Origin of the sequence: Luxibacter massiliensis, from assembly GCF_900604355.1 — a bacterium.
GTDB lineage: Bacteria > Bacillota > Clostridia > Lachnospirales > Lachnospiraceae > Luxibacter > Luxibacter massiliensis.
The window spans coordinates 3,493,840-3,518,165 of record NZ_UWOE01000001.1 but is presented as its reverse complement, the minus strand read 5'-3'; the positions used below and the strand labels follow the sequence as shown (position 1 = coordinate 3,518,165).

The window sequence follows — 24,326 nt, the reverse complement described above, 5'->3', positions numbered from 1 at the left end:
ATAGAAATGGAAAGTTTAAAAACAAAAGATTATATTTGTAATTTGTTAAAAGCGCGTTTCCCGATGATTTACATATCTACGTGGGAAGAAAACAGAGTTACACAAATGATAGAAGATATTGTCACAGAAGAAAATAAAATCAAGACAATAAGAAAGGTATATTTGTGGAGCCAAACAGAAGGAATTACAGCAGGGAGGGAAACAGTTAGAAATACGGAAACTTCTTTATCTGCCTTGGATTATATTTCAGAATGTAATGAACCATCTGTATTTATATTAAAGGATTTTCATGTTTTCTTAAGTCCCAAGCAGCCAAATGATTATATTGTTATCAGAAAATTACGTGATATGGTCAATGTTTTGCGTGAAAGTGAGAAGCCTAAGAATATTATATTTGTATCTCCTATGCTACAGCTTCCAGAAGAATTACAAAAAGAAGTAACAGTTGTTGAACTGGATTTTCCTAATACTTATGGACTGGAAACTCTATTGAATGAGATGATTGCTGTAAATAGAGACAATCCTAATATAACTATCAATCTGTCAGCGTCAGAAAAAAGGCAACTTTGTAAGACTGCATTAGGGTTGACGCTACAAGAGGCAGAAAATGCGATTGCAAGAGCAATGGTACAAAAGGGACAGCTCAGCATACAGGAATTGGATATTATTCTGGAGGAAAAAAGACAAGTCATCCGAAAAACAGGAATATTGGAATTTATAAAAAGTGACTTGAAATTGGAAGATGTGGGAGGTCTTGAAAATCTGAAAAGATGGTTAGTAAAAAGAAATAAATCATGGAAGGAAGAAGCGCTGAAGTATAATATCCCTGCGCCAAAGGGGGTGCTTATTACGGGAGTACCAGGATGTGGAAAAAGTTTAACTGCAAAAGCAATCAGCGCAATGTGGCAACTGCCATTATTGCGTCTGGACATGGGAAAAATTTTTAGTGGTTTGGTAGGAAGTTCAGAGGAAAATATGAGAAAGGCGATAAGAACCGCAGAAGCAGTATCTCCAAGTATTTTATGGATTGATGAAATCGAAAAAGGATTTTCGGGGAACGGTGCGGGAGACGGAGGAACTTCAACAAGAATTTTTGGTACCTTTTTAACGTGGATGCAGGAAAAAACAAAACCGGTTTTTGTAGTGGCAACAGCCAATAATATTAATAAATTACCTTCAGAATTATTAAGGAAAGGAAGATTTGATGAGATATTTTTTGTGGATCTTCCAACATTAAAAGAACGTATGAAGATCTTTGAAGTTCATTTAAAGAAACGTTTAGAAAATGAAGCAGTAGTAGGAGATGTTGAGCAAACGGAAGAGGGATTAAGAAAATTAGCATTATTAACGGAAGGATTTGTCGGGGCTGAAATAGAAGAAAGTGTGATTGCGGCACTTTTTGAAGCTTTTGCGGAGGATAGAAAAATCAATATGTCTGATCTGGAAAGAGCAATAAAAAATATGGTGCCGCTTTCTATAACACAGGCAGAGCAGATTACGGCTATCAGAGAATGGGCAAATGTCCGGGCGGTTGCGGCTACTGCAAAAGAAGATCGAATAGAGTATGTTGCCGAAAGAGAGGAGATCGCAAAGACATTAAATTCAAATGATAATTTCAGGCATTCCAGAGGCGGAAGAACAATTGATTTTTAGAAGGGGAAGAGAGTATGTCAATATCTTTGGCTTTAATACTGGCTGCATTATTATTAAAAGTAATATTATTTGATAAAGATTATGAACAGTTGATGAAAACAGATGTGAAATCCTGGAAGGATATTCGGCTTCCCACTAATTATAACGATAAAGACTTGCTAGAGAAAACTTTGAGAGAATTTAATGCCAAGCATATAAAAGTAGATGGAGAGAATATTATTTGTTCTATCGAAAGTTATCACTTGAAATTTTTGAAGGGAAAGAAGAATTATATCATAGAATTATCTGGGATAAAAAATCCAGACAGACTGATAGATGAGTTAAAGTGTTTAGATGGATTATATAAGGAAAATCTGCAGCAGCAGGTATATGTTAAAACAAAAGAGAGAATACAAGAACAGGGAATGAGAATTGAAGCAGAAGAAATATTAGAGGACAATTCAATTGTGCTTACTGTTGCTGTATAAAACGAGGAGGAAGATGGAAATGAAATGTAAAAAGTGTGGAAAAGAATTAGAGTCTGACTGGAAAATTTGCCCAGGATGTGGAGAACCTGCGGAGGAAACAAGCGGAAGTATAGAATTAACAAAAAAGAAAAAACCAGTATACAAAAAAATCTGGTTTTGGGTATTGGTAGTATTTGTATGCTTTATAGGATTAGCTGTTTATGGAAGTACTTTGCCAGATGAGGGCGAAGAACAAAAGTCAACAGAAAATAAAGTTACAGATTTTTCAGAATATGACTTCAAGGAATTATTAAGTCAGCCAGAAACTGAAGCAAAGAGTATTGGATTAGAAAAGAAGGGGAAAGAAAATATATATACAGGTTTAGATGAAGAAATCCAGGTAGTATATAAAGAAGGTGTAGTTCAGACTATACAAATAAAGGGCGAAGGGGCAAAGACACCGACTTTTTATGGTGTTAGAATTGGAATGGAGAAAACAGAAATAGATGGGAAGCTAAAAGAGAGCTATTCTGAAAAAATAGAAGCAGAATCTGAACAGAAATTTATAAATCTACAAACCAAGGAAAGTGTAATATGCGGTATTGCAGAAGGAAAAGTAAATACAATTACATTTCAAAAATTATCAGATGAAGAGATTGCAGAGTATCAAAAAGTAAAAGAAGAACAATTAAGGGCACAATATATATTCCCAGACAGTGACAGTAAATATTTGTCTGAGGATGAAGTCAGAAGTGTCGAGGCGGACAAGCTTGCATTCGGAAGAAATGAGATCTTTGCAAGGCATGGGTATATTTTCAAAGGGGAAGAGTTCCAGAAGTATTTTGAATCTACTTCATGGTATGAAGGGACAGTGCCAAACGACCAGTTTGATTCGGAAAAAGTGTTCAATGATTTCGAGAAGAAAAATGTGGAACTGATTCAGAAGGTTGAAGATGAGATGAATGGTCCGAGTAAAGAAGAGGTTGAAAGGCGAGAGGCAATAGATGGGGCTTATAACTTTGTTGCAGGAAGGGCATTTCATATGCAAGATTCTGAAATGGCAATTGAGTTTACCGCAGATGGAGGTCTTATTGCCTTAGGATATTATGGTTCTGCCCCAAGGGAAGATAAATATACGACATATTCTTTTGATGCCCGCTACGAGGTATATAAAGATGATGTTTATGAATGGCTTGTCTTTGTTAATATAGAAGGGGTAGAGTATTACTTTAGATATTTTGAAGGTGGCTCTATCAATCTGACAGGAAATGGAGAGTTTGACGGTTGGTACGATCTTTATTATTAGTAAAACTCCAAATTTATAATTATATATAATATCTATGATACATTAACCACCGGGCAGAATCCTTTATGGGTTCTGTCCTTTTTCAATTTGAAAGGAGAGTTTACATGAAGCAAGAAAAAACAAAACCTAAGCAACTTCCATCGAAGTGACCCGTCAGATGTTGAAAGTATGGGGAATTATTGAAGAAGAACTATGGGAGAGGACCTTCCGTAACCTGAATGAGACAGAGTTTCAGATTCAGGATTTGAGGGACGTGCCGCCGAACTTACCGAAGATACCTGCGCGGCAAGATCGGCGGCAGTATGTACTGAAGAGTGAAAGCCATTGCTATGGTGCGGGAAGTCAATCGGAAGGTCGTGGAGCCAAACGAACGGTTGGCAGAAGGTGTGTATTATTTCCGGCGAGCGGACAGAAGGGTGTATAAGATCGGCAAAGGTGGCAGGTGGGAGGAGTAAAGAGAAATCTTCTGCTTGTTTAAATGTGGGTTTCCCCGTATACTATATAGAGAAGAGGTAACGTTATTTCTTATAGTGGAATGAAAAGAAAAAGCTGATTTTTAGAAATGGGGTGAGAAAATGCCAACCGCTATTAGTGATATTATGCAGGAATTTGCAAAGGAAATGAGAAGCCTATATGGCGATTCGCTGAGCAGCATTATTGTCTATGGTTCGTATGCGAGAGGTGATTATACGGAAACTTCGGATATTGATGTGATGATTCTTGTGACACTTCCAGATGAAAAAATTAAAATGACTACAGATATGGTATCGGATTGTGCATTTGATTTTATGATGAAATATAGGGTAGATATTTCTCCTATTGTAAAGAATGTTGAGCATTTTGCCTATTGGGTAGATACTCTTCCATATTATCGAAATATAAGAGACGAAGGAGTGAGGTTAAGTGCCTGATATAAAAGATATAGAATTGTCTAGGTATCGTTATTCGTCGGCGGAAGAGACGTTAAGAAATGCAAAGATGTGTCTGGAAAATGGATTTTACAGAGATTCCATTAATCGCTCATACTATGCCATGTTTTATGCAATTAAAGCGATTTTAGCACTAGGCAGTATTGATTTTAAACGTCATAAAGATGTGGTTGCTTATTTTAATAAAGAGTATGTTGCAGGGGGGATTTTTCCGGGAGAGTTGGGAAGAAGACTGGCAAGACTCAAAACAAAGCGAGAAGAAAGCGATTATGATGACTTTTTTGTAGCTTCAAAAAGTGAAGCGGATGCACAGATTCAGACAGTGGAGTATGCGTTGCCTTTAATCAGAAAATATCTTATGGAAGAAAAGGTTTTTGAAAAAGATTTGTAGACTCGCCAGTTCGTGAAAGAGTTTGAGTTACTGAATGTAAGGAAATAGATGGAGATTATATATGAAGAAGGTGAAGGGCGAGGGTTCTTCACCTTTTTTGAAAAATAGTTGTATGAATAGGCCAGAAGGAGAAAAAAGCCATGAAAACCACAAAAACCATGAAAGATGAATAGGCAGAATAGGCTAAATCGAAAGGGTCTAAGTGGTGGTTTCCATGGTTTATATGGAAAGTATGAGAGAGAAGTTATTAATTGAGGGGTATACTCCTCAGATTATGAAAAAGATGGAAGAAGATTTTGCAGGGATTCATTTACAAGAGCTGGTGGAGGAATGTAAAAGGCGGTACGCAAAAAAAGAAAATATATGGGACGTTATTTATGAACAGATGAGCCGAGAATTTGTGAGGGAAGAGATTGATTCCGAGCCTATTAGTGTTATAGATATTTTTTGTGAGGCAGATCTGGATTTTAGGATTTTTTATGAAGAGGCGATACAATGCTTACGCTATAATTTGGTGCGTTTAAATGGTAACGAATATTACATAGATACCAGTGAAGAATCAGATATGGAAGCGTTAGAACGAACCAGGGATGAGTTATTCAAAGAACAAATTTATCCTGTTAAGGCTGAGGAAGAACTCAAAGATGAATTGCCGTTCATCATTAAAAGAGTTCAGAAATATCGGGACAGCGCAAATCCCTCCATTGAATTTCATATCAATTTGGAAAAAGAAGAACTAGATGGGGGGACTGAATATACAGCTAGAGGATAATTTTTTGGTCTTGCAATTACTTTTCCTGATGAACGACCGCTTTGTCTCGCTGTTTACATGTCAAGACGAGAAGCCTGACGAAAAATCATATAAAAAACGGGCTGTGCAATATGAATTTGAAACGTTGAATCATATTAGGGAGGCCCTGGCGAAAGCGGAAAAAGATTTTCCAGAGGGGAGGTCAGTAGACCTTTATGCGTGGGAAAAACTTACGCATATGAATATGGCAGTCTTGCTATCCAATTATTATGAAGGGATTAGGGAGCAGTTTAAAGAGTACGATCTTGCATGCTCCAGATGGAAAGGGGAGGGATATAACAGAGCTTTCACAGAATTGTATACAGAAGATGATTTTGCAGAAGATATTTATCGTCTGGCGATTGAGATCGGTAATCTACCGGGTAGTTTATCTGTGCTTGTAGTAATTAAAAGGTGTTTTGAGTTTATATTAAGTCATAAAAAGATAAATCTTTCCCAGGAAATAGGAAATGTAATCCGGACAATTAATAATATATATACACCAATCTGTCTTGAGCAGGGAAAGACAATAGATAAAATTCAATATTATGTAGAAATAATCTTATATTTGAGGAATGCATGTTTTGAATCAAGTGAGGATTATAGTAATAGATATAATACTATATTAAGTGAATTAAAAGGAAAATCTCCGGATTATATCATTTGTTCGCTTGACCATAGAATTGAAAAGATTCTTGATGAAGTAACAATGAAGGATAATCCTGAAATAAAGGTTACAAAACTAAAGAATTGGGACAATAAATTTCAGGAGATGAAAGAGCAATATAGAAAAAAACCTGACCTTTCTATAGAAAGAACCATGTATCAGGTTGAGCAGGCGATATATTGTTGTTACAAGGATTTGAACGGAAGATTATTGCAGGATGATTTGCGGGCGATGCAAATCAATGCGGTAGAGGATAGAGAGATCCGAAAAATAATAGTTCAATGTAACAGGGAATGGAAAGAATTCTTTGGCGATCAATTAAGAAGTATCCTCAAGGAAAGTGAAGCCGAGAGTGCGGAGGAATGGGCGGCAATATTGCTGGAGCAAGGGTGGGTAAAAAAAGATACCATTTGGAAAATAGTAGATCGGGAGTTGGGAGACAGTATAGAAGAAGCGCCGAAAGATGTCTTTGCTGAATTGGAAGTGCCAAATAAAGATGATAAAGAGGCGTATGAGGAATTGAAGCACTGGATTAGGTCCAACATAGAGTTATTTCGTAATCATAAGACTGGAACTTTGCTTTTCCCTGAGAAGATATTAGGAGAAATATCTGCCAAAGGTAGATTAAAAGAAGAGTATAAAGAAATACAGAAAAAATTATTATATCAAAAAATATAGATTATGTCAAAATAGTATGGAGAATCTGAGCGTTTCCTGTAGCGAAATGCAAGATTCTCCTTTTTGGTGTACCATGCAGACATCTTAAGATAAATGACGCGTCAAGACAAAAAGATGGAGGAAATTACGATGCAGGATAAAAAAATAAGCGATGTAAAAATGGTAAACGGAGTAACCTATGGCGGTCTGATTCGGGGCGTTTCATATAGCGATGAATTTATCCGGTTTGTTACGGAGCATTATGAACAGATCGTGCAGTATATTAAGACGAAATCATATGTTATCCGTAACCAACAGGTATGCAATATCCCTAGATTCTCCGAGGTTTATGCGGTTTTTGTGGTTACGATAGGCATTTTCTTATGGTTTATCAAAGAAACCAGGCGGTTTGATTATTCGATCGCTCTAAGTGATAAGCGGCAACTTGTGATGTATTTGAAAGAGGCGGGGATCTTAGAATCTGATCAGAGAAATAACACGAGAAAATCAAGGGAGTACCCCAAAATCATATTAGGTACTTATATCTGAAGCGGGATATGATTGAGAAGAAATTAAAGGAGGAGGCAGAATAATGAGGGCAACGAACAAGTTTAGCATGGAAGAATCGACAATCTGTGTACCTCGTGACAGGCTTCCGCAGTTGTTGGGGTGTGGCCAGGCAACAGCAGACAGAATCGCAATTGATGCAGGGGCCAGGATTAAGGTGGGAAAACGGGTTCTGATAAAATTGCATAAACTCCAACGTTATCTGGACAGCCAGACAGAGTAAGAAAGGGGCGTTTGCCCCTTTTTAAAATATATGAGGAGAAAGAAGATGGCGGTTAATAGACAAGGGCGGACGCTCCCAAAGGGGATTCGCCAGCGAAGTAAAGGATACGAAGGACGGATTTATTATGAATATAAAGAATACACAGTACATGGAAATACGATTACAGATACACAAAAAAAGATGACAGAGTTAAAGTATAAACTAGAGCATGGACTGTATATTGCAAAAGATAAAATGACCGTTCAGGGGTGGTTTGATACCTGGATGAAGGAGTATAAAAGAAATCAGGTGAAGTTAGGAACCTATATAAATTACCAGAAATATTATGATGGACTTATTAAAGAAAAGATCAGTTCGAGAAAACTTTGCAGCATTCGTGGGGAGCATATACCAAAAACAGAAACGTCTGTGAGGGATATTCCTTTGACAAAAGATATCGAATACTATCTTGAAGCACAGCGGAATTACTGGGGATTTAAGATCGAGAGATTTGACCGTTTCTTATTCTGTACGGAATATGGAGAACCTTTAAGCCGGTGGCGGGTGCAAGGGGAGATTGACCGTATTGTAAAAAAGATACGCAAGGATGGCTGCGAATTTCCACATACAACGCCACATATATTTCGCCATACTTTTGCAACCAGAGCAATTGAAGAAGGAATGCAGCCGCAGATCTTAAAAACGATTTTAGGACACAGTACGCTGGCGATGACGATGGATCTATATAGTCATGTATTACCAGATACTAAGGCAGAAGAGATGAACAAGATCGCCGGAGGGTTTTCGCGTTAGAGAGAAAGGAAAAATTAAATGATGTATAGAGGGAAAAGTTCTGCTATAATGAGAATACTGAAAGAGAGGAGGAAGGCCATGTATCTGAAAAGAGATGTATACAAACGTTTGATAGAGTGGAAAGAAAGTGGAAACCACAGTACGCTGGAGGTTAGTGGCGCAAGGCAGGTTGGCAAGACATACCTTATCAACCGATTTGCTGATGAATACTTCCATCATAAAATCTATATCAATTTGTTTGAATTGTCAGGAAAGCAGTTTATGGAGTGCTATCAGCAGGCTTTATCCTGGAAACCGGGAACAAAAAGACCGGAACATCCGCTCCACGAGGCATTTCGGCTGTATGAGCCAGACTTCCAGGACACAGAAGATACAGTGATTATCATTGATGAGATACAAGAATCAGCAGAAATCTATAACCGAATTAGGGAATTTACAAGGCAGTTTAAGTGTCGCTTCATTGTGACGGGCAGTTATCTGGGACGGGTATATGACTCGGAGTTCAGATATTCCAGCGGTGACGTGACAAAGATTACGATCTATACTCTTTCTTATGAGGAGTTTTTAAGAGTGTATGATAGTGCGCTATATGAAGAATACTGCGGTTTGGCAAATGGAGAATGTGATAAGGATATCTATAGTTCTCTGAAAGAGGTTTTTGACATTTACTGTCAGGTAGGCGGCTATCCTAAAGTGGTAGAGGCATACCTGCTGACAGGGGAAGTGCAGGAGGCTCAGGGAGAGCTGGTTAAGATCATAGATACCTTTATGAATGAATCTATCCGTTATTTTACTGATATTTTAGACAGCAGAGTATTTGCTCAGATCTTTCTGTCGATCTGCCGAATCTTGAACCGGGAAAAGAAAGGACTTGCAGAAGACAGTATCAGTGAAGAACTACAGAAAATCGTGACGAGAGATTATTCTAGTAATATTACTAAGGCGGCTTGCAACCGGGCGATAAGCTGGCTTTATTTTTCGGGAATTATTGGTTTTTGTGCCAAGATTACAGAGATGGATATTTTAGAATTTAAACCTGCCAGAAGGTGTTATTTTATGGATCTGGGCGTGGCGAATTATTATTTGAGGCTGACGGGAACGGATTTTCGTGTGTTGTCCGGTACTCTGAATGAGAATTATGTATATATTAACCTAAAAAAACGTCAGGATTTCCCGCCGGAAATTGCATTTGAAACCCCGGCGTTTGCAACCTATAAAGGTGGAGAGATTGATTTTGTTGCACAAAGCCTGAAATCAGATTTAAGGTATCTGATAGAGGTAAAAGCAGGAAGAGGGACAGCGTCTACGTCGGTGAAAGCATTGGAGAGTGGAAAAGCAGACAGGCTTTTGTATCTGAAAGGAGATACCAAAGGAGGCAGGGAGCAGAAGGTAGAGACGATACCGATCTACATGCTGGAGAGATATGTGTTTTAATTCAGAGGGCAGTGTTTGCCCTCTGAATTTCTGTCCGGAATTTGTCCGGAATCTGTCCGGACTCACATGGATATTGATAGATTGTGATAAAATAGATATCCCCGGAAACCGTTGATTTCCGGGGATATCAGACATTGATGATATATTATAAAATCAAGGCCTTTACAGCTTGACTTAAAATACCTGGGGGGGGGGTATAATGGTATACATAATAAAAGTTACTGTACACGATAAGATACAGTAACAAATTTCTGTATACAGGAGGAGAGAAATGAGAAAAACATTGAGTATTGTGCTGGCGGCAGTGATGGTATTTTTCGTGTTCGGCTGTTCCGCACCCGCTGAAAAGAATGCAAAGCAGGAGGATTCTGCAAAAGCAGAAGAGTCGGTTGAGACTGAGGAAGAAGAAACTGATACGGAAGAATCTCAGAAATTAAACGAGTACGGAATCACCGATAAACAGTTGGATGCATTTGTGAGTACGGTGAAAGAACGGGTGCAGAAGGAATATCTGGAAGCATATGGAATCGACCCGGCAGAATTTACATGGTCGGACAGCGCGGGAGCAACGTGGATGCCTAATGAGTTTAATACGGTACTTGCGCTATGTTATGCAACAGGCGATGATTTGTCAATAGGCTGGGAGTCCTGGAAAGAGAGAAACAAAGAGGCAGCGGGAATAAAGAGCTTTGAAGAAGATGAAAAACCAGTGAATAAGAAAGATGAGTTACGGTATCTGCTGGGTGATATATGTGTAAACTGGCTTGAAGAGGAAGAGATGGATGAGGCAGATTATACAACATTTCAAGAGACTACAAAAGCAGTGTATTATGATGAAGCATATACGTTCTCCAAGGAATCTCAAGAAATCATAGAACTATATTCAGGGCAGACTGACGAAATAGAAGAATGGGCAGCAAGATACGCAGAGAGTATTTCTCCCTGGGAGTGGCTTATCCGGGATAAAGTGACATTTGAGTGATGATATGGAACCATAATACAGAACAAGAAGGATATGTAAAAGATGAAAAGTCTGTAAATGTAAATTTTAGATATGATATTATAGGATAATAACAGGGCGGAGAGGTTAATTTTTTTAAACTTTCCGCCCTTGCTTTATCGGGCATTAGCAGTTTAATAAGTATACCTTGCTGGACGAAGTCCACCCGTCCGAAGGACATGCATTAAGGGATGCCCTGTGGGTATACCTTGCTGGACGGAGTCCGCCCGTCCGAAGGACATGCATTAAGGGGTGCCCTATGGGTATAGATATGTGTATGTTGTTTGGCAATAATTTTATTGACCTTTTCATACTCACAACCTATAATTATTACATTAGTAGTATTAAGGAGTGATACATATGGAAAAACTACCTCAGATTTCAGAAGCGGAATATGAAATTATGAAAATCATATGGGCCGATTCGCCTATCAGTACCAATGAAGTCTGTGAAAAGGTCCCCAAAGTGCATAATTGGAGCAATAAGACGATTCATACATTATTATCCCGGCTTACGGCTAAACATGTTATTTCTTATGAACAAAGAGGACGTATGTATTATTATTATCCCATCATTTCACAGAAAAAATATCTGTCCCAGGAAAACCATTTATTTTTAGACCGCTTTTATAATGGAAAGGCAGAGACCCTGCTATCTTCATTACTGTCGAGTTCTCAATTGTCTAATGCTGATCTGGAAAAAATGTATGAGCTGATCCATTCAAAATTAAAACGAGGTGATAAAGCTTGACATTTTCAGGACATTTTCTGTCATGTAATCTAACCGTCAGTATTCTTTTAGCCATTATATTGTTGTTGAAAAGAATTTTAAAAAAACATATGACTCTAAGCAGCCAGTATCATATATGGTATATTTTTATTTTAGTACTGTTTTTTCCATTTGTACCAGCCAGTTTTTTTAGTCCGAACCCGTTTCTATTAAAATTACAAAATGTTTTTAACCACAAATCTGGGGGTATTATAAATGTATCAGCTTATGATCCTCTTGATGCCGCCCAACTTACTGGATTGGGACTGTCTGATTTTGCGCCGGGCGCAGGCCATTCTGCCGGGTATGTATCCGGCACTGTTTTTCAAGTGATATGGATGTTGGGATGTGCTGTGACAATCGTATATTTTATCTATAATGTTTATACGGTTTATAAGATTAAAAAAGCCTCTTATTTAATTACGGCTGAAAATGAGCAAGATTTATACAGACATTTTGCTGCCTGTATGGAGGAACTGAAGATTGAGCGCAGGGTTGCCCTGTATGCTTCCTGTAATGTGCCTAGTCCTGTATCTTACGGTCTCATTCGTCCGACAGTCATTATTCCGCAGGATATGGATATTCTATTGGAGGAACATGATATCCGTTTTATTTTCCTTCATGAGCTGCAGCATTATAAAAATAAGGATGTCATTTTAAACTATCTAAGCTGTATCTTCCAGATACTTTATTGGTTTAACCCCTTTGTCTGGCATGCCTTTCATGTCATGCAAAAGGACAGGGAAATAAGGGTTCCTTCGTTTTGTACGATATGGTGGCGGGCAGATATCATATATATAATGAAGATTTAAGTATAAAACGGGTATTGCCGGACTCTGGTTATAAAATATACAGTGGTCTGTTTGCTCTGGAGGAAGGCGTTATTTCTCCCGATTCCTCTGGCCAGTCCTGGGACGGCACATAGTATTCCTTTGATTCGTGGAACAAAGACCAAACTTTTTCTTTTGCTATGCAGAACTCTGTAAACTGGTATTTTCAAAATCTCGACAGCCAGACAGGACTTCCCTCGCTGCATGCTTATTACCAGTAGATTTCCTATGGGAACTGTGACCTGACAGCGGGGATCCACGACTATTGGGCAGAATCTTCCCTGAAGATCTCCCCTGTAGAGCAGGTAATACTTTTATCTGAACTGCTTGAGAATAAGTGGGGGTTTGATGAACAGAATATTCAGGCTGTCAAAAATGCCCTATATCTGTCTGATACTTCATCCGGGAGGCTTTACGGCAAAACGGGTACGGGTTTGGCAGATGGGGAAAATGTAAACGGATGGTTCGTAGGGTTTCTTGAAAAAATGGGCATATTTATTGTTTTGCGACTATTATACAGGATTCGGAAGATGCTGCTAGTTTGATGCCCCGTATGCTTGCATCGGGGTCTTTGACTGGCCAGTCTGTCTGATAGATGGCTTTAAAAAGGTGCTGGGGGAAATAGTAACTGACAGGTAAGGTTGAGGCTAAAGGGCTGCATGGAGGAGTTTGGGATGTATCATATACTGGTTGTAGAAGACGACAAGGCGCTCAGCGATGGAATCCGGCTTGCTTTGCAGGACGGAGAACATGGGGTATTTCAGGCAGAGAGCCTGGCACAGGCGGAAGGGGCAGTTTTTGGCAGGAATGCAGGGGGAATAGATCTCGTGATTTTGGATCTGAACCTGCCCGATGGAAACGGCCTTACGCTTTTACAGAAGATCCGGAAGGCGATGGATCTGCCGGTGATTATTCTGACGGCAAATGACCTGGAAGTGGATATTGTAACTGGATTGGAATCTGGAGCTGACGACTACATTACAAAACCTTTCAGTCTGATGGTTTTGCGGGCCAGGGTGAATACCCAGTTGAGGAAGATTAAAAAAGGGGAGAGAGCCAGATTGGGAGATGCGGGGGAGTTGATACTTGGCCCATTTTGTTTTGCTTTCTCCAGTATGGAATATACAAAGAACGGACAGCCTCTTTTTTTGAGCCGGACAGAGCAGAAATTGCTGAAAATTTTGGTGGAGAACCGGGGAAATACAGTGCCTAAAGAACGTATTTTAGATGCAATCTGGACGGAAGGCGGAGAATTTGTAGATGATAATGCACTTCCTGTTGCAGTAAAACGGCTGAGGGAAAAGCTGGAGGATGACTCCTCGTCCCCGGAGTATATAAAAAATGTGTATGGTGTGGGTTACACCTGGGTGGTGAAGTAGATGGGCATAGAGGCAGGGATCATACTGACCTGTATAGGACTGGCAGCAGGAATTGGTCTTTTCTGGGGATGGCAGTACAGAAGAATGCGGGGGATTTTGAGTTCACTGCAGAAGATGTTGGATGAAGCGGTGGAAGGTACGTTTCGGGAGAAACGCTATGATGAGACAAGAATATCTGCTATTGAGACGCGCATGGCGCAATATTTAAAGAAGTCAGAAACAATCATCCGAAAAATGGAGCAGGACAAGGGCAGCATTAAAACGCTTATTTCGGATATTTCGCATCAGACAAAGACGCCCCTTGCAAATATATCGCTGTATACACAGCTTCTTCTGGAAAAGGAATTGCCCCGGGAGGAGAGAAATTGTGTCAGCCAGATACAGGGGCAGGCCGGAAAGCTTCAGTTCTTGATTGAGGCTCTGATTAAGGCCTCCCGCCTGGAAAATGGAATCGTGACACTGCACCCGAAAAGGCAGGATGTGTTTATATTAATTGAACAGGCCGTGGAACAAATTCGGAAAAAGGCGGAAGAACGAAAAATAAAGATTCACTGTGCAAATCACCAGGGAACTAAAGAAAAGGGGGACGTGGTCTGCGACGGGAAATGGACCCAGGAGGCCCTTTATAATATCTTGGATAATGCAGTAAAATATACAGAGCCAGGGGATGAGGTGACTGTGTCCGCGACACCTTATGAATTGTTTTACCGCATCCAGATTACGGATCATGGGCCTGGGATTTTGGAGGATGAGCTGGGGAAAGTATTTCAGAGATTCTATCGCGGGAGGCAGGTTTTGGAAAAGGAGGGTGTCGGTATCGGACTATACCTGACCAGCCAGATTATTCAGGAGGAGGGGGGATATGTAAAGGTGGAAAGTATGCCTGGAATTGAGACTACATTCTCTGTGTTTCTCCCTAAAAAAGATGTGTATTTGCAGAAATAAATATAGCATTATTTTAACAGCCGTGAAGCCAAAACTTTCAGATCTGTTAGTTTTCAGAAAGCACCATGAAAGATTGTTCTGTTATAGTGTAATCAGACAGAAACAGTTTAAGCGTAGGGACAGAAAGGGGTTAAGGCTATGGCAATTCTGGAAACACGAGAGCTAAAGAAATATTATGGGGCCGGGGAGACTATGGTGAGGGCGCTGGACGGTGTAAATTTGTCAGTAGAGGCAGGCGCATTCACCGCCATTGTGGGTACGTCCGGCAGTGGGAAATCCACGCTGCTGCATATGCTCGGGGGACTGGACCGCCCCACCTCAGGAGAGGTGATTGTAGGCGGGGAAAGAATATTTGGACTCAAAGAAGAGGCGCTGACTATATTCCGAAGGCGTAAGATTGGATTTGTCTTTCAAAATTATAATCTTGTTCCAGTACTGAATGTATATGAGAATATTGTGCTTCCCATTGAGCTGGATGGAAATAGGCCGGATAAGCGATATGTGAAACGGATTATTCAGACTCTTGGGTTGGAGGATAAGGTGGAGAGCCTGCCCAATAATTTGTCCGGAGGTCAGCAGCAGAGGGTGGCCATCGCCCGTGCCCTGGCCGCAAAGCCAGCCATTCTGTTAGCAGATGAACCTACTGGAAACCTGGATTCGCGTACGAGTCTGGATGTGATGGGACTTTTAAAAGTAACGGGCCGTCAGTTTGAACAGACCATCGTGATGATCACACATAATGAAGAAATCGCACAGATGGCTGATGAAATCGTTCATATTGAAGATGGGAAGATTGTAAACGGCAGGCAGGCCAGCGGGCAGACTACAGGCAGGGCAGGAGACAGCGGTAGAAAGGGTGTGGCAGAATGAAGGTAGCAAACAGACGCACAGTCCGCCGTCTTGCATTTCGCAGCCTCCGCGCCGGCAAGACGAGAAATCTTGTGGCAGTACTGGCAATTATATTGACTTCCCTGTTATTTACTGCATTATTTACTGTGGCGGAGACCATGAATTATTCTGTAGAGCAGCAGAGTATGCGGCAGGTCGGAGGATATTCCCATGGTGGGTTTAAAGAACTGACAAGGGAACAAGTGAATGAGCTGAAGGACGATCCATTGATCCGGGAATATGGGACTACATTTTTATTTGCCAAGCCGGAAGAAGCACCGTTTGATAAAATCTGGCTGGAAATTCGGTATGCGGACGAAAATTATGCAAAATTTGGATGGAGCCAGCCCACTACTGGCAGAATGCCTGAGAAAGAAAAGGAAGCAGCTGTAGATACAGCAGTTCTGGAGGAGCTGGGCGTGCCAAAGGAGCTGGGGGCAGAAGTGACAGTTACCTACCCTCTCGGAAAGGAAACAGTGACAGATACCTTTACATTGTGTGGATTCTGGGAAGCAGACCAGGCTGCCCAGGCGCATATGATGTGGTTGTCAGAGGAATATGTTCTGGAGAAGATGGAAAAAGTACCACGTGAAGATATTTATTACAGTGGCATTGGAAGTTGGTTTCTGGACGTAATGTTTAAAGATAGTAAAAAGATTGAAGAAAATTTGGATCAGGTAGCAGAAAATCATGGCTATACGACCTTAGATGCGGATGCAGGCAATTATCTAAGCACTGGAGTGAACTGGGCGTATACCTCGACGAGAAGTGACACCGGCGATATCCAGGACCGGTTTATTATGATTCTTGCGCTGGTATCCATCATCCTGGCAGGTTATTTGATTATTTATAATGTATTTCAGATCAGTGTGGCGGGAGATGTACGGTTTTATGGACTTTTGAAAACCATCGGGACTACCAGGGGGCAGATCCGCAGGATGCTCTTCTGGCAGGCGGCGCTCTTGTCGGGTATCGGGATCCCAGTGGGACTTCTGGCAGGATATGCCGTGGGAAATCTTTTGGCTCCGGTTATGATACGCAATTTTGATGATGTGGAAGTGTTTTATACGGCAAATCCTTTAATTTTTGTGGGTTCGGCACTCTTTGCATTGGTGACAGTGCTGATTAGCTGCCTGATTCCCGCTTGGAAGGCAGGAAAAGTTTCTCCTATTGAGGCGGTGCGCTATACAGAGCAGAGCCAGAAAAGGAGCAAGAAGAAACGGAAGAGTAAGAAGAGAAGCCGTATTTACCAGATGGCCATGGGAAGTCTGATGCGGAACAAACTAAAGACTGTATTGGTCGTGTTGTCACTATCGTTGAGCCTGACGATCCTGAACGGAGTGTATATATTTTCTGTGGGTTTCAATATGGATGGTTTTCTGGATAAGTTTGTGCTCTCTGATTTTCTGGTGGGTACTGTGGATTATTTTAACTATTCCGGCGGCGGGGATGTCTCAGATTCTCTTGTGGAAAATCTAAATGCCCAGCCGGGCATGGAAGACGGAGGGTATGTGTACTATGCAAGAGAATACCTGGAAATGGATGTGACAAAGGAGCAGTGGATTAAGCAGCGCGCAGGTTATTCGCGGGAGCATCTGGATCCGAGTATCCTGGCTCTTCCAGACGATGCAGCCGTGAGTGAATATCCAAATTTGTTTGGGCTGGATGATTTTCCGTTTACCTATCTGGAAGAGGTGGAGGGACATCTGGAGGATTGGAAAAACCCAGACAGTATCATCCATGTAATCCAGGAGGATGACTACGGAAGACCCAGGACAGAAAATATTCTTTTCCATCCAGGGGAACAGGTTAAGCTGACCTATTCAGACGATTACACCTGGAATGAGGAGGGCACAGAAGTGACATTGCATGGGAAGACAGAGAAAACCTATACCGTAGCGGCAGTTGCAGTAATGCCAGGAAATATGACACTTCGCAGGTATGGGAACCCTATGTTTGCCATGTCAGCAGAAGGGATACAGTCATTGGCGGGCAAAAATGCCGGAAAGATGATCTATATGGCAGATTTCACGGAAGAATCCCAGGCAGATGCGGAACAGTTTTTGAAAAATTACACTGAAAATGTGGAGACAGATATGCAGTATGAGTCAAAAGCGGGGTATGCTTCTAATTTCCAGCAGATTCAGACAATGATCTGGGTCGTGGGGGGCAGCATGAGTCTTCTCATCGGCCTGGTAGGTATTTTGAATTTTGCCAATGGGGAGGTGACCAGCATCGTATCCAGAAAGCGGGAACTGGCAATGCTGCAGAGTATCGGCATGACGGGGAAGCAGATGAAAAAAATGTTGATCATGGAAGGGATACTGATTGGCGGGAGCACCATTATCCTGGCATTAATTTTAAATTTTGGTATTTATTTTGGACTGCTTCCGGTTGTGGAAAGTCTGTATTGGTTTTTCAAACGGAAAATGACGGTTACGATGATTCTTATTGCTGTACCAGTTTTAGCTTTGCTGGGTGTGTCTATTCCAATTTTAGTATATAAAGCTGTCTCAAGGAAGAGTATTGTAGACAGGTTACGGGAACATGAAACATAATAGTAAAAACAGATGCTTTCTGCTATATTGGCGGCCAAACACCTCTGTGATATACTATGCGCCGGAGGCACATTCTTTGTCCTATACATTGTTAAGGCTATGTTAATTTTTATTATGAATGGTATATAAAGGTGGTATAATATGTAAAAAAGATAAATTAAATTGAGACGGAGGGGTTACAAATGAAAAAGAGAAAAATTATTTTGGTTACTTTGGCGGCAGTTTTATTTACTTCTTCACTTGCAGGCTGTGGGAAGAGTGAGAAGGCGGATCAGCAAAACAAGCAGGCGCAGGAGGCTGCTGCAGAGGCAGAACCTAATCATGAAGCGGAGAAATATTTTGAATCCATAGAAACTTCTAATACAATAGAAGAAATCAATGGGATTATTGGATTCGAAGCAGAGAAAAATGAATATAAAGAAGAGTACAAATGGAAATTTGAGGATGAAACATCTATTGTAGCAAATATGACTGCCGGCGATATGACGCTTGGATTAAACTTTAAGAAAGAGGCATACGCAAATGATAAGGTCGATTTATCCTGCTACTATGATATTGAGGAAGCCCTCGAGAGTGGAACTTCTTTTACTTATGAGGAAATGGTAGAAAAGGTTGGAGGAGAAGCGGGTATTCTTGCAGGAAAGACATCCACTTCTAAACGTTATTCCTGGGTGGATAAGCATCATGTGGTTTTCAGTGCTACTTTCTCAGATAATTTAGAGGGAAGATGCTCTATTATTTCTATGAGATAGGGGTGAAATATATAATTTAAGAATATTTTATAAACCTCCGGGGACTTTGGTACCGGGAGGTTTTTTGCGTGTATCCATAAGGCTGCATTCGAAGAGTCCCTTAATAAAAGTTACTGTCCCCAAAAACAAAAAGTTACTTTCCCTATGTTACCCTCAGTATGCAAGGCGCTATACCAAAAAGGATATGCCTTGTTGGATACTAGCAGTTCAAAAAGTATATCTAAGGGCGCCATGTCCAGGTACAAAATCATGTTTATCAAACTGTCTAAAAGAAAGGGGAAAGAAGTGAAAAGTAAAGTAAACAGAAGCCTATATTATTTTATTCTCCCAGCTCTTCTGCTGTATGTAGTATTCTGGGTTTCACCTGTATTAATGTCATTTTATTATGGGTTTACAGACTGGTCAGGAGTGGGGGACTATAAATTTGTAGGATTGGACAACTTCCAGTTTTTGATGAGAGATGGTACGCTTTTAAATGCACTGAAAAATACGGGTATCTATACACTTTTTACTGTGATATTCGGGAATGTCCTCGCCCTGGTGCTGGCCTTTATACTCAATATGAAAATGCGGCTTAAGGGGGCGTTCAGGACTACATTTTACATACCTGCATTATTTAGTACGGTCGTAGTGGCATTTATATGGAGTTATGTATATGCGCCTTATTATGGGATGATTTATAGCGTGTTCGACGTCTTTGGGGCAGGCGAGTCTGCCCCGAATCTCCTGGGCGGCACAGGCACGGCGCTAATTGCATGTGCTTTTGTAGAGCAATGGAAGACCTGTGGGACAATGACGCTGATTTATTTGGCGGGACTGCAGAATCTGCCGGACGAAGTAATTGAGTCAGCCAAAATAGACGGCTGTAAATGGTATCAGGAGATGTTCAAGGTAAAAATACCGATGCTCGCCAATACTATTGCCATTAATGTAATGCTGGGACTGATCAATGGATTCAAGTCTTTCGATTATGTGTTTACTCTGACAGGGGGCGGCCCGGGCAATTCATCAAGTACTTTGATGTACAGCGTGTATAAGCTGGCCTTTGTAGAGTATCAATATGGGACTGCCGAGGCGCTCGCGGCATCGGCCTTTGTACTTATACTTGTAGTTTCCTGCGTGGTACTATATTTCTTTAAGAAAAGGGAGGTGGAGGCATAATGAAAAAATCAACAAAAAAGGAAATTGTGTGGAGCATACTTATTATTCTGTTTTTTGTCCTTATGCTTTCCCCGCTTTTAATTGCACTGTCCGGGTCTTTTCGTTCACCCGACAATGGCACATCCTTCCTGCAGTTGTTTAATGAGTTTTCTTTGGAGAGTTATAAAGAGGCATTTGAGGATATGCACTATTTCCGCTCCCTTAAGAACAGTATAATTACTACATTTTCAAGTGTGGCAATCTTGCTTGTAACAGCGTCCCTGGCTGGATATGCCCTGGCCAGGCTAAAAACAAAGATAGGGGGATTTCTGCAGGTTTTCTTTTTGGCCGGCATGATGATATCGGCCCAGATGTCAATCATCCCCATTTACAGCATTATGCGTTCTTTAAAAATTAATAACAGCTATATGGCGCCTATTGTGATGTATGTTACAATATCCATCCCTTTTTCTATTTTCGTCTATACTAATTTTGTGAAGTCAGGCGTGCCCCTTGCACTGGAGGAGGCGGCAAGGATCGATGGCGCAAGCAGGGTGGGGACATTCTGCAAGGTAGTGGTGCCTCTGACAAAACCTGTGCTTGCGTCAATTATCATCACTCAGGGAGTGCCTATATGGAATGATTTCTTTTTATCTATGCTTTTTTTGTCATCCTCCACGAAAAAGACTCTGCCCTTAGTTATGCTTTCATTTTTAGGTGATATGCAGAAGCCTACACAGTGGACGACACTTTTTGCTGCATGTTTTTTAAGTGCGCTGCCAATATTAGTTATATATGCATTTTTGCAGAAGCAGTTTGTCGGAGGACTGACAGTGGGCGCTGTAAAGGGGTAGAATACTCGGAGGTTTCAAATGAACAATAGTTTAAAGAAGAAGTTTACTTTCGGACTTTTGTGTGTGTCTATTATACCAGTTCTAATTCTTTTTGCACTTCATTTAAAAAGCTCTTATGAATTTTATAATGAACAGACCAAAACCATTGCATCTGGTGAGATAGATAAGGCTGTATACCAGGCGGATACTGTATTTAAGGAAATAGATGATCTTGTGACTTCGCTGATCTTCAGCCAGTATGAGAGTGAATATTTTATCCGCTCCATGTCCGTCCAGGAGGAAGAAAATTCTTCTTTATCTGCCATTGACAGACTTAAAAACTACAGGAAATTTATTTACATCTGCAGTAATCTTATCCGCAACAATAAATACGTGGAGGGAGTCTATCTGTTTAACAGAAGCGGATACACTTACTCTTATACAAAGTCAAAGGATTTTTACCTGGAAAATAATTATAAAGACAGCCAGTGGTATAGAGAAATCACGTTGGAAAATATCTATCAGGCCATGATGTTCTGGCAGCCTTATGATGACGCGGGCAAAGAAAAATATTTTATAGAGGTCAGGCCTGTATCAGATGAAGCTGGAAATAAGATTTCTTATATTGCAGTGGTGTGCAATACGGAATTTATAGAAGAGATGGATGACGCCATATTAGATGACGCTGCTGCAATACTCGGTGAAGGAGGAGAACGTATATATGAGATTGCTGGGAAGATAGACCTTGACAGCAGTGAGTTAAGTAAGGTACAGGAGCAGTCCGAAGGTTTTATAGAGACTGGCAGCGGAGGGTATATATTCCGGAGCCTTGGGATAAACGGATGGAAAATAATATCAAGATATGATGTGGAAGAACTCGGCGTACTCTATAGGGAAAACACAAGAAACTTTATATTGATTATTGCAGGCTGTATTGTATTTATTACATTGTCTGCAGTTGTGATTGAGAAGCATTTTATCGAACCCATTGTGAGGCTTTCAGTAACCATGCTTAGGGTGCCGGAGAATGAGATGCGTGTTGACAGTGTGTATAAAGGGCGGAAGGATGAAATCGGGATACTGTATAAAGAGTTTGACCGGATGATCAGCCAGATCCATGAACTGATACAGGAGCGCTATATCAGCCAGATCCATCTTCTGAAGGAAAAGCTGAATGGGCTGATGTCCCAGATTAATTCCCATTTTTTGTTTAATACCCTGGAAAACATAAACTGCCTTGCAGATATGGAAGGGGATCAACGGATAGCCCTCATGTCTAAGTCTCTTGGCGATATGCTGCATTACAGTATGGACTTTGAGAAAACAGAAGAGACACTGGAAGCAGAAATAGAAAATATAAGAAGATATACGGAAATCCAGGAGATCCGGTTTGGAAATGAAATCCAGGTGATAGAAGAGATACCAGACGCCTTGAGAAGATGTGCTGTTCTTAAGTTTATGCTGCAGCCCATTGTGGAAAACGCGATTGAACATGGGATGATTGATATTGAGAATGGATGGTATATTGTCATACGTGCAGTAAAAGAAGGGCAGGGATTATTGGTTCAGATCGAAAATGGAGGGGAGAATATTCCGGTAGAAAACCTGCAGGCTCTCAGGCAGAGGATTTCTGGAGTAACGAGGCATCTTGACGAGAAGCCTGACACGGGACTGAAGCAAGGGCATAGCATAGGCCTTGAAAATATTCAGAGAAGGATACAGCTTGTATATTCAGATAAATATGGACTGGATATTGCAAATATAGAGGGCGGAGGCGTTCTTGTGGAAATCAGGCTGCCTTTGAAATACACGCTGGGAGGTGAGGATAATCGGGATCTATACGTATATAGTGATTGATGATGAGGTGATTATCAGAAAGGGGATCGTTAAGAAGATATGGGAAGCAGGGGGAGCTCAATATCAATGTGTGGGCGAGGCCTCCAACGGCATAAAAGGACTGGAGTTAATCAGAGAAAAATCTCCGGATTTTATTATCACTGATATGAAGATGAATAAAATGGACGGCGTGAAATTCCTGGAACAATTAAGGGAAGAAAACTTGCAGCAGCCGGTCATTGTGATCAGCAGTTTTAAAGATTTTGAATATATGCACAAGGCCATTGAGAGCCGCGTAATCGGATATGTCCTGAAGCCATTTTCGGCGGAGGAGATAGCCGGGCAGCTAAAAAAAGCAGCGGAAGAAATAGAAAAGCGGCGGCAGCTTATAGACGCAGAGAAAAAGATAATCTGGATGGAGGAAGAGGACAGGACTAAGAATCTTCAGAGAATTATACTGGGCGCTGAAGAGGAAGTCCCGTCCGGGGAACAGGGGGGATTCGGGCCTGCCCTGCACATGGTTATGGTTACTGTGAATGCGAAGTCGAGGAAAGCATATGAATTAGCATTTACTGCCTGCGGTGAAATTAAGGGGAGCATCCAGTGGGCGGTGGTACAGAATACGCTATCAAAGCGGCAATTTTTTGTCCTGCTTTATATGGAGGAGGACAGGGAGCAGTATTTACTGTTAAGGGCGAAGAGGGTATGCGAAAAAATAAAAGAGCTATATGACAGGGAAAATGTGGGAAGTATTTTCTGTGTCATAGGGGGGCCTGTTGAACATTTTTCCAGGCTTAAGGATGTGCAGAAGAACAACGACAGGCTGCTCAGGGGGATTATGGCCGGGGAGAAAAGCAGAATCATAGAAGAGGATGCACAGGACCGGGAATACAGGCTTATTTACTCCAAAGAATGTATGGACGACTGGGTTAGGAGGATGAAATATGATATATCCCAATGCAGCATAATAATGGAAAGCTTTTTCCAGAGCATAGATATTTCAATCTTTACCTTGGGGGATATTAAAAAAACCGTGGATTATATGATACGGCAGATAAATGATTACGCATCGTCAAAGGGAGTAGAATCAGATGATATAATGAGATATTTTGACACGCGGTATATTTTTGAGATGAACCTCAGAAAGATGCAGCAGGAAATTTCGGGTTATATATTGCTTATTTTACAGTCTGTGACAGGAAATAAAGCTGCAAAAAATGATATGTTCGGGCAGATCATAGATTTTATGCAGAGAAATTATAGAAAGAAGATAACTGTACAGACGGCTGCAGAAAGTCTTTTTGTGAGCCAGGCGGCAGTGCGGGGCGCCTTAAAGGAAAAAGGGGTGGCCTTCAATGAATACCTGACTGAAATCCGTGTAGGGCAGGCAAAAAGAATGCTGTCAGAGACAGAATTTTCAATTGAGTTTATTTCAAGCGAGATTGGGTATGTGAACCCTAAGTATTTCTTCAAGGTTTTCAAAAGAGAGACAGGGAAAACTCCCCAGGAATATAGAAAATTGTACCGAGATAAGTAAGAGAA

24 protein-coding genes and 1 pseudogene are annotated in these 24,326 nt (G+C 40.9%); all 25 read left to right on the top strand.

What is annotated here, in order from left to right; all coding sequences use genetic code 11:
• Positions 1-6: 6 nt before the first annotated feature.
• The 25 genes and pseudogenes from EFA47_RS16435 (at position 7) to EFA47_RS16320 (ending at position 24,321) form a co-directional block, all read left to right on the top strand.
• Positions 7-1,653, top strand: a complete 1,647-nt coding sequence (locus EFA47_RS16435) for an AAA family ATPase (protein ID WP_122644228.1) — start codon at positions 7-9, stop codon at positions 1,651-1,653.
• 14 nt (positions 1,654-1,667) lie between these two features.
• Complete coding sequence (locus EFA47_RS16430) at positions 1,668-2,120, top strand: hypothetical protein (RefSeq protein WP_122644227.1); 453 nt, start codon at positions 1,668-1,670, stop codon at positions 2,118-2,120.
• A gap of 19 nt (positions 2,121-2,139) precedes the next feature.
• Positions 2,140-3,405: a YARHG domain-containing protein gene (locus EFA47_RS16425; RefSeq protein ID WP_164690042.1), complete on the top strand. Its 1,266-nt coding sequence runs from the start codon at positions 2,140-2,142 to the stop codon at positions 3,403-3,405.
• 157 nt (positions 3,406-3,562) lie between these two features.
• On the top strand, positions 3,563-3,829 hold the full coding sequence (locus EFA47_RS16420) for a hypothetical protein (RefSeq protein WP_122644225.1): 267 nt from the start codon (positions 3,563-3,565) through the stop codon (positions 3,827-3,829).
• A 151-nt stretch (positions 3,830-3,980) separates the two neighbouring features.
• Complete coding sequence (locus EFA47_RS16415; protein ID WP_122644224.1) at positions 3,981-4,316, top strand: nucleotidyltransferase domain-containing protein; 336 nt, start codon at positions 3,981-3,983, stop codon at positions 4,314-4,316.
• Positions 4,309-4,725, top strand: coding sequence for a HEPN domain-containing protein (locus EFA47_RS16410; RefSeq protein ID WP_122644223.1), 417 nt, complete (start codon positions 4,309-4,311; stop codon positions 4,723-4,725). The genes EFA47_RS16415 and EFA47_RS16410 overlap by 8 nt, the downstream gene beginning before the upstream one ends.
• Before the next feature lie 214 nt (positions 4,726-4,939).
• The gene (locus EFA47_RS16405; protein WP_122644222.1) at positions 4,940-5,497 is read left to right on the top strand and encodes a hypothetical protein; all 558 of its coding nucleotides are present in this window, start codon (positions 4,940-4,942) and stop codon (positions 5,495-5,497) included.
• A complete protein-coding gene (locus EFA47_RS16400; RefSeq protein WP_122644221.1) occupies positions 5,466-6,860 on the top strand; it encodes a hypothetical protein in 1,395 nt (464 codons plus the stop codon). Before EFA47_RS16405 ends, EFA47_RS16400 begins: the two co-directional genes overlap by 32 nt.
• A gap of 129 nt (positions 6,861-6,989) precedes the next feature.
• Positions 6,990-7,388, top strand: coding sequence for a hypothetical protein (locus EFA47_RS16395; RefSeq protein ID WP_122644220.1), 399 nt, complete (start codon positions 6,990-6,992; stop codon positions 7,386-7,388).
• A gap of 43 nt (positions 7,389-7,431) precedes the next feature.
• Positions 7,432-7,629 (top strand): DUF6462 family protein, encoded by a 198-nt coding sequence (locus EFA47_RS16390; RefSeq protein ID WP_122644219.1) that lies wholly within the window; start codon positions 7,432-7,434, stop codon positions 7,627-7,629.
• 45 nt (positions 7,630-7,674) lie between these two features.
• Entirely contained in the window at positions 7,675-8,421 is a 747-nt protein-coding gene (locus tag EFA47_RS16385) for a tyrosine-type recombinase/integrase (RefSeq protein ID WP_122644218.1), read from the top strand.
• A 78-nt stretch (positions 8,422-8,499) separates the two neighbouring features.
• Complete coding sequence (locus tag EFA47_RS16380; RefSeq protein WP_122644217.1) at positions 8,500-9,855, top strand: ATP-binding protein; 1,356 nt, start codon at positions 8,500-8,502, stop codon at positions 9,853-9,855.
• Positions 9,856-10,126: 271 nt separating this feature from the next.
• Positions 10,127-10,837, top strand: a complete 711-nt coding sequence (locus tag EFA47_RS16375) for a hypothetical protein (RefSeq protein WP_122644216.1) — start codon at positions 10,127-10,129, stop codon at positions 10,835-10,837.
• 378 nt (positions 10,838-11,215) lie between these two features.
• A complete protein-coding gene (locus tag EFA47_RS16370; RefSeq protein ID WP_122644215.1) occupies positions 11,216-11,605 on the top strand; it encodes a BlaI/MecI/CopY family transcriptional regulator in 390 nt (129 codons plus the stop codon).
• Positions 11,602-12,435, top strand: coding sequence for a M56 family metallopeptidase (locus tag EFA47_RS20215; RefSeq protein WP_235853281.1), 834 nt, complete (start codon positions 11,602-11,604; stop codon positions 12,433-12,435). The genes EFA47_RS16370 and EFA47_RS20215 overlap by 4 nt, the downstream gene beginning before the upstream one ends.
• Positions 12,436-12,593: 158 nt before the next feature.
• Positions 12,594-12,998: pseudogene (locus tag EFA47_RS20525) on the top strand (penicillin-binding transpeptidase domain-containing protein).
• A 129-nt stretch (positions 12,999-13,127) separates the two neighbouring features.
• Positions 13,128-13,832 (top strand): response regulator transcription factor, encoded by a 705-nt coding sequence (locus EFA47_RS16360; protein ID WP_122644214.1) that lies wholly within the window; start codon positions 13,128-13,130, stop codon positions 13,830-13,832.
• A complete protein-coding gene (locus EFA47_RS16355) occupies positions 13,833-14,777 on the top strand; it encodes a sensor histidine kinase (RefSeq protein WP_122644213.1) in 945 nt (314 codons plus the stop codon). It begins immediately after the preceding gene.
• Positions 14,778-14,915: 138 nt separating this feature from the next.
• Positions 14,916-15,647, top strand: a complete 732-nt coding sequence (locus EFA47_RS16350; RefSeq protein ID WP_122644212.1) for an ABC transporter ATP-binding protein — start codon at positions 14,916-14,918, stop codon at positions 15,645-15,647.
• Positions 15,644-18,223, top strand: coding sequence for an ABC transporter permease (locus tag EFA47_RS16345; RefSeq protein ID WP_122644211.1), 2,580 nt, complete (start codon positions 15,644-15,646; stop codon positions 18,221-18,223). Before EFA47_RS16350 ends, EFA47_RS16345 begins: the two co-directional genes overlap by 4 nt.
• A 182-nt stretch (positions 18,224-18,405) precedes the next feature.
• Entirely contained in the window at positions 18,406-18,975 is a 570-nt protein-coding gene (locus tag EFA47_RS16340) for a hypothetical protein (protein ID WP_122644210.1), read from the top strand.
• 285 nt (positions 18,976-19,260) lie between these two features.
• A complete protein-coding gene (locus EFA47_RS16335) occupies positions 19,261-20,136 on the top strand; it encodes a carbohydrate ABC transporter permease (protein ID WP_122644590.1) in 876 nt (291 codons plus the stop codon).
• Positions 20,136-20,969: a carbohydrate ABC transporter permease gene (locus EFA47_RS16330; RefSeq protein WP_122644209.1), complete on the top strand. Its 834-nt coding sequence runs from the start codon at positions 20,136-20,138 to the stop codon at positions 20,967-20,969. Before EFA47_RS16335 ends, EFA47_RS16330 begins: the two co-directional genes overlap by 1 nt.
• An 18-nt stretch (positions 20,970-20,987) precedes the next feature.
• Complete coding sequence (locus EFA47_RS16325; protein ID WP_122644208.1) at positions 20,988-22,805, top strand: sensor histidine kinase; 1,818 nt, start codon at positions 20,988-20,990, stop codon at positions 22,803-22,805.
• Positions 22,798-24,321: a response regulator transcription factor gene (locus EFA47_RS16320; RefSeq protein ID WP_164690041.1), complete on the top strand. Its 1,524-nt coding sequence runs from the start codon at positions 22,798-22,800 to the stop codon at positions 24,319-24,321. Before EFA47_RS16325 ends, EFA47_RS16320 begins: the two co-directional genes overlap by 8 nt.
• Positions 24,322-24,326 lie beyond the last annotated feature (5 nt).

Bases quoted from the DNA above. Each gene is read 5' to 3' on its own strand.
- EFA47_RS16435 (WP_122644228.1), top strand. From the start codon at position 7: ATGGAAAGTTTAAAAACAAAAGATTATATTTGTAATTTGTTAAAAGCG.
- EFA47_RS16430 (WP_122644227.1), top strand. From the start codon at position 1,668: ATGTCAATATCTTTGGCTTTAATACTGGCTGCATTATTATTAAAAGTA.
- EFA47_RS16425 (WP_164690042.1), top strand. From the start codon at position 2,140: ATGAAATGTAAAAAGTGTGGAAAAGAATTAGAGTCTGACTGGAAAATT.
- EFA47_RS16420 (WP_122644225.1), top strand. From the start codon at position 3,563: ATGTTGAAAGTATGGGGAATTATTGAAGAAGAACTATGGGAGAGGACC.
- EFA47_RS16415 (WP_122644224.1), top strand. From the start codon at position 3,981: ATGCCAACCGCTATTAGTGATATTATGCAGGAATTTGCAAAGGAAATG.
- EFA47_RS16405 (WP_122644222.1), top strand. From the start codon at position 4,940: ATGGTTTATATGGAAAGTATGAGAGAGAAGTTATTAATTGAGGGGTAT.
- EFA47_RS16400 (WP_122644221.1), top strand. From the start codon at position 5,466: ATGGGGGGACTGAATATACAGCTAGAGGATAATTTTTTGGTCTTGCAA.
- EFA47_RS16395 (WP_122644220.1), top strand. From the start codon at position 6,990: ATGCAGGATAAAAAAATAAGCGATGTAAAAATGGTAAACGGAGTAACC.
- EFA47_RS16390 (WP_122644219.1), top strand. From the start codon at position 7,432: ATGAGGGCAACGAACAAGTTTAGCATGGAAGAATCGACAATCTGTGTA.
- EFA47_RS16385 (WP_122644218.1), top strand. From the start codon at position 7,675: ATGGCGGTTAATAGACAAGGGCGGACGCTCCCAAAGGGGATTCGCCAG.
- EFA47_RS16380 (WP_122644217.1), top strand. From the start codon at position 8,500: ATGTATCTGAAAAGAGATGTATACAAACGTTTGATAGAGTGGAAAGAA.
- EFA47_RS16375 (WP_122644216.1), top strand. From the start codon at position 10,127: ATGAGAAAAACATTGAGTATTGTGCTGGCGGCAGTGATGGTATTTTTC.
- EFA47_RS16370 (WP_122644215.1), top strand. From the start codon at position 11,216: ATGGAAAAACTACCTCAGATTTCAGAAGCGGAATATGAAATTATGAAA.
- EFA47_RS16360 (WP_122644214.1), top strand. From the start codon at position 13,128: ATGTATCATATACTGGTTGTAGAAGACGACAAGGCGCTCAGCGATGGA.
- EFA47_RS16355 (WP_122644213.1), top strand. From the start codon at position 13,833: ATGGGCATAGAGGCAGGGATCATACTGACCTGTATAGGACTGGCAGCA.
- EFA47_RS16350 (WP_122644212.1), top strand. From the start codon at position 14,916: ATGGCAATTCTGGAAACACGAGAGCTAAAGAAATATTATGGGGCCGGG.
- EFA47_RS16345 (WP_122644211.1), top strand. From the start codon at position 15,644: ATGAAGGTAGCAAACAGACGCACAGTCCGCCGTCTTGCATTTCGCAGC.
- EFA47_RS16340 (WP_122644210.1), top strand. From the start codon at position 18,406: ATGAAAAAGAGAAAAATTATTTTGGTTACTTTGGCGGCAGTTTTATTT.
- EFA47_RS16330 (WP_122644209.1), top strand. From the start codon at position 20,136: ATGAAAAAATCAACAAAAAAGGAAATTGTGTGGAGCATACTTATTATT.
- EFA47_RS16325 (WP_122644208.1), top strand. From the start codon at position 20,988: ATGAACAATAGTTTAAAGAAGAAGTTTACTTTCGGACTTTTGTGTGTG.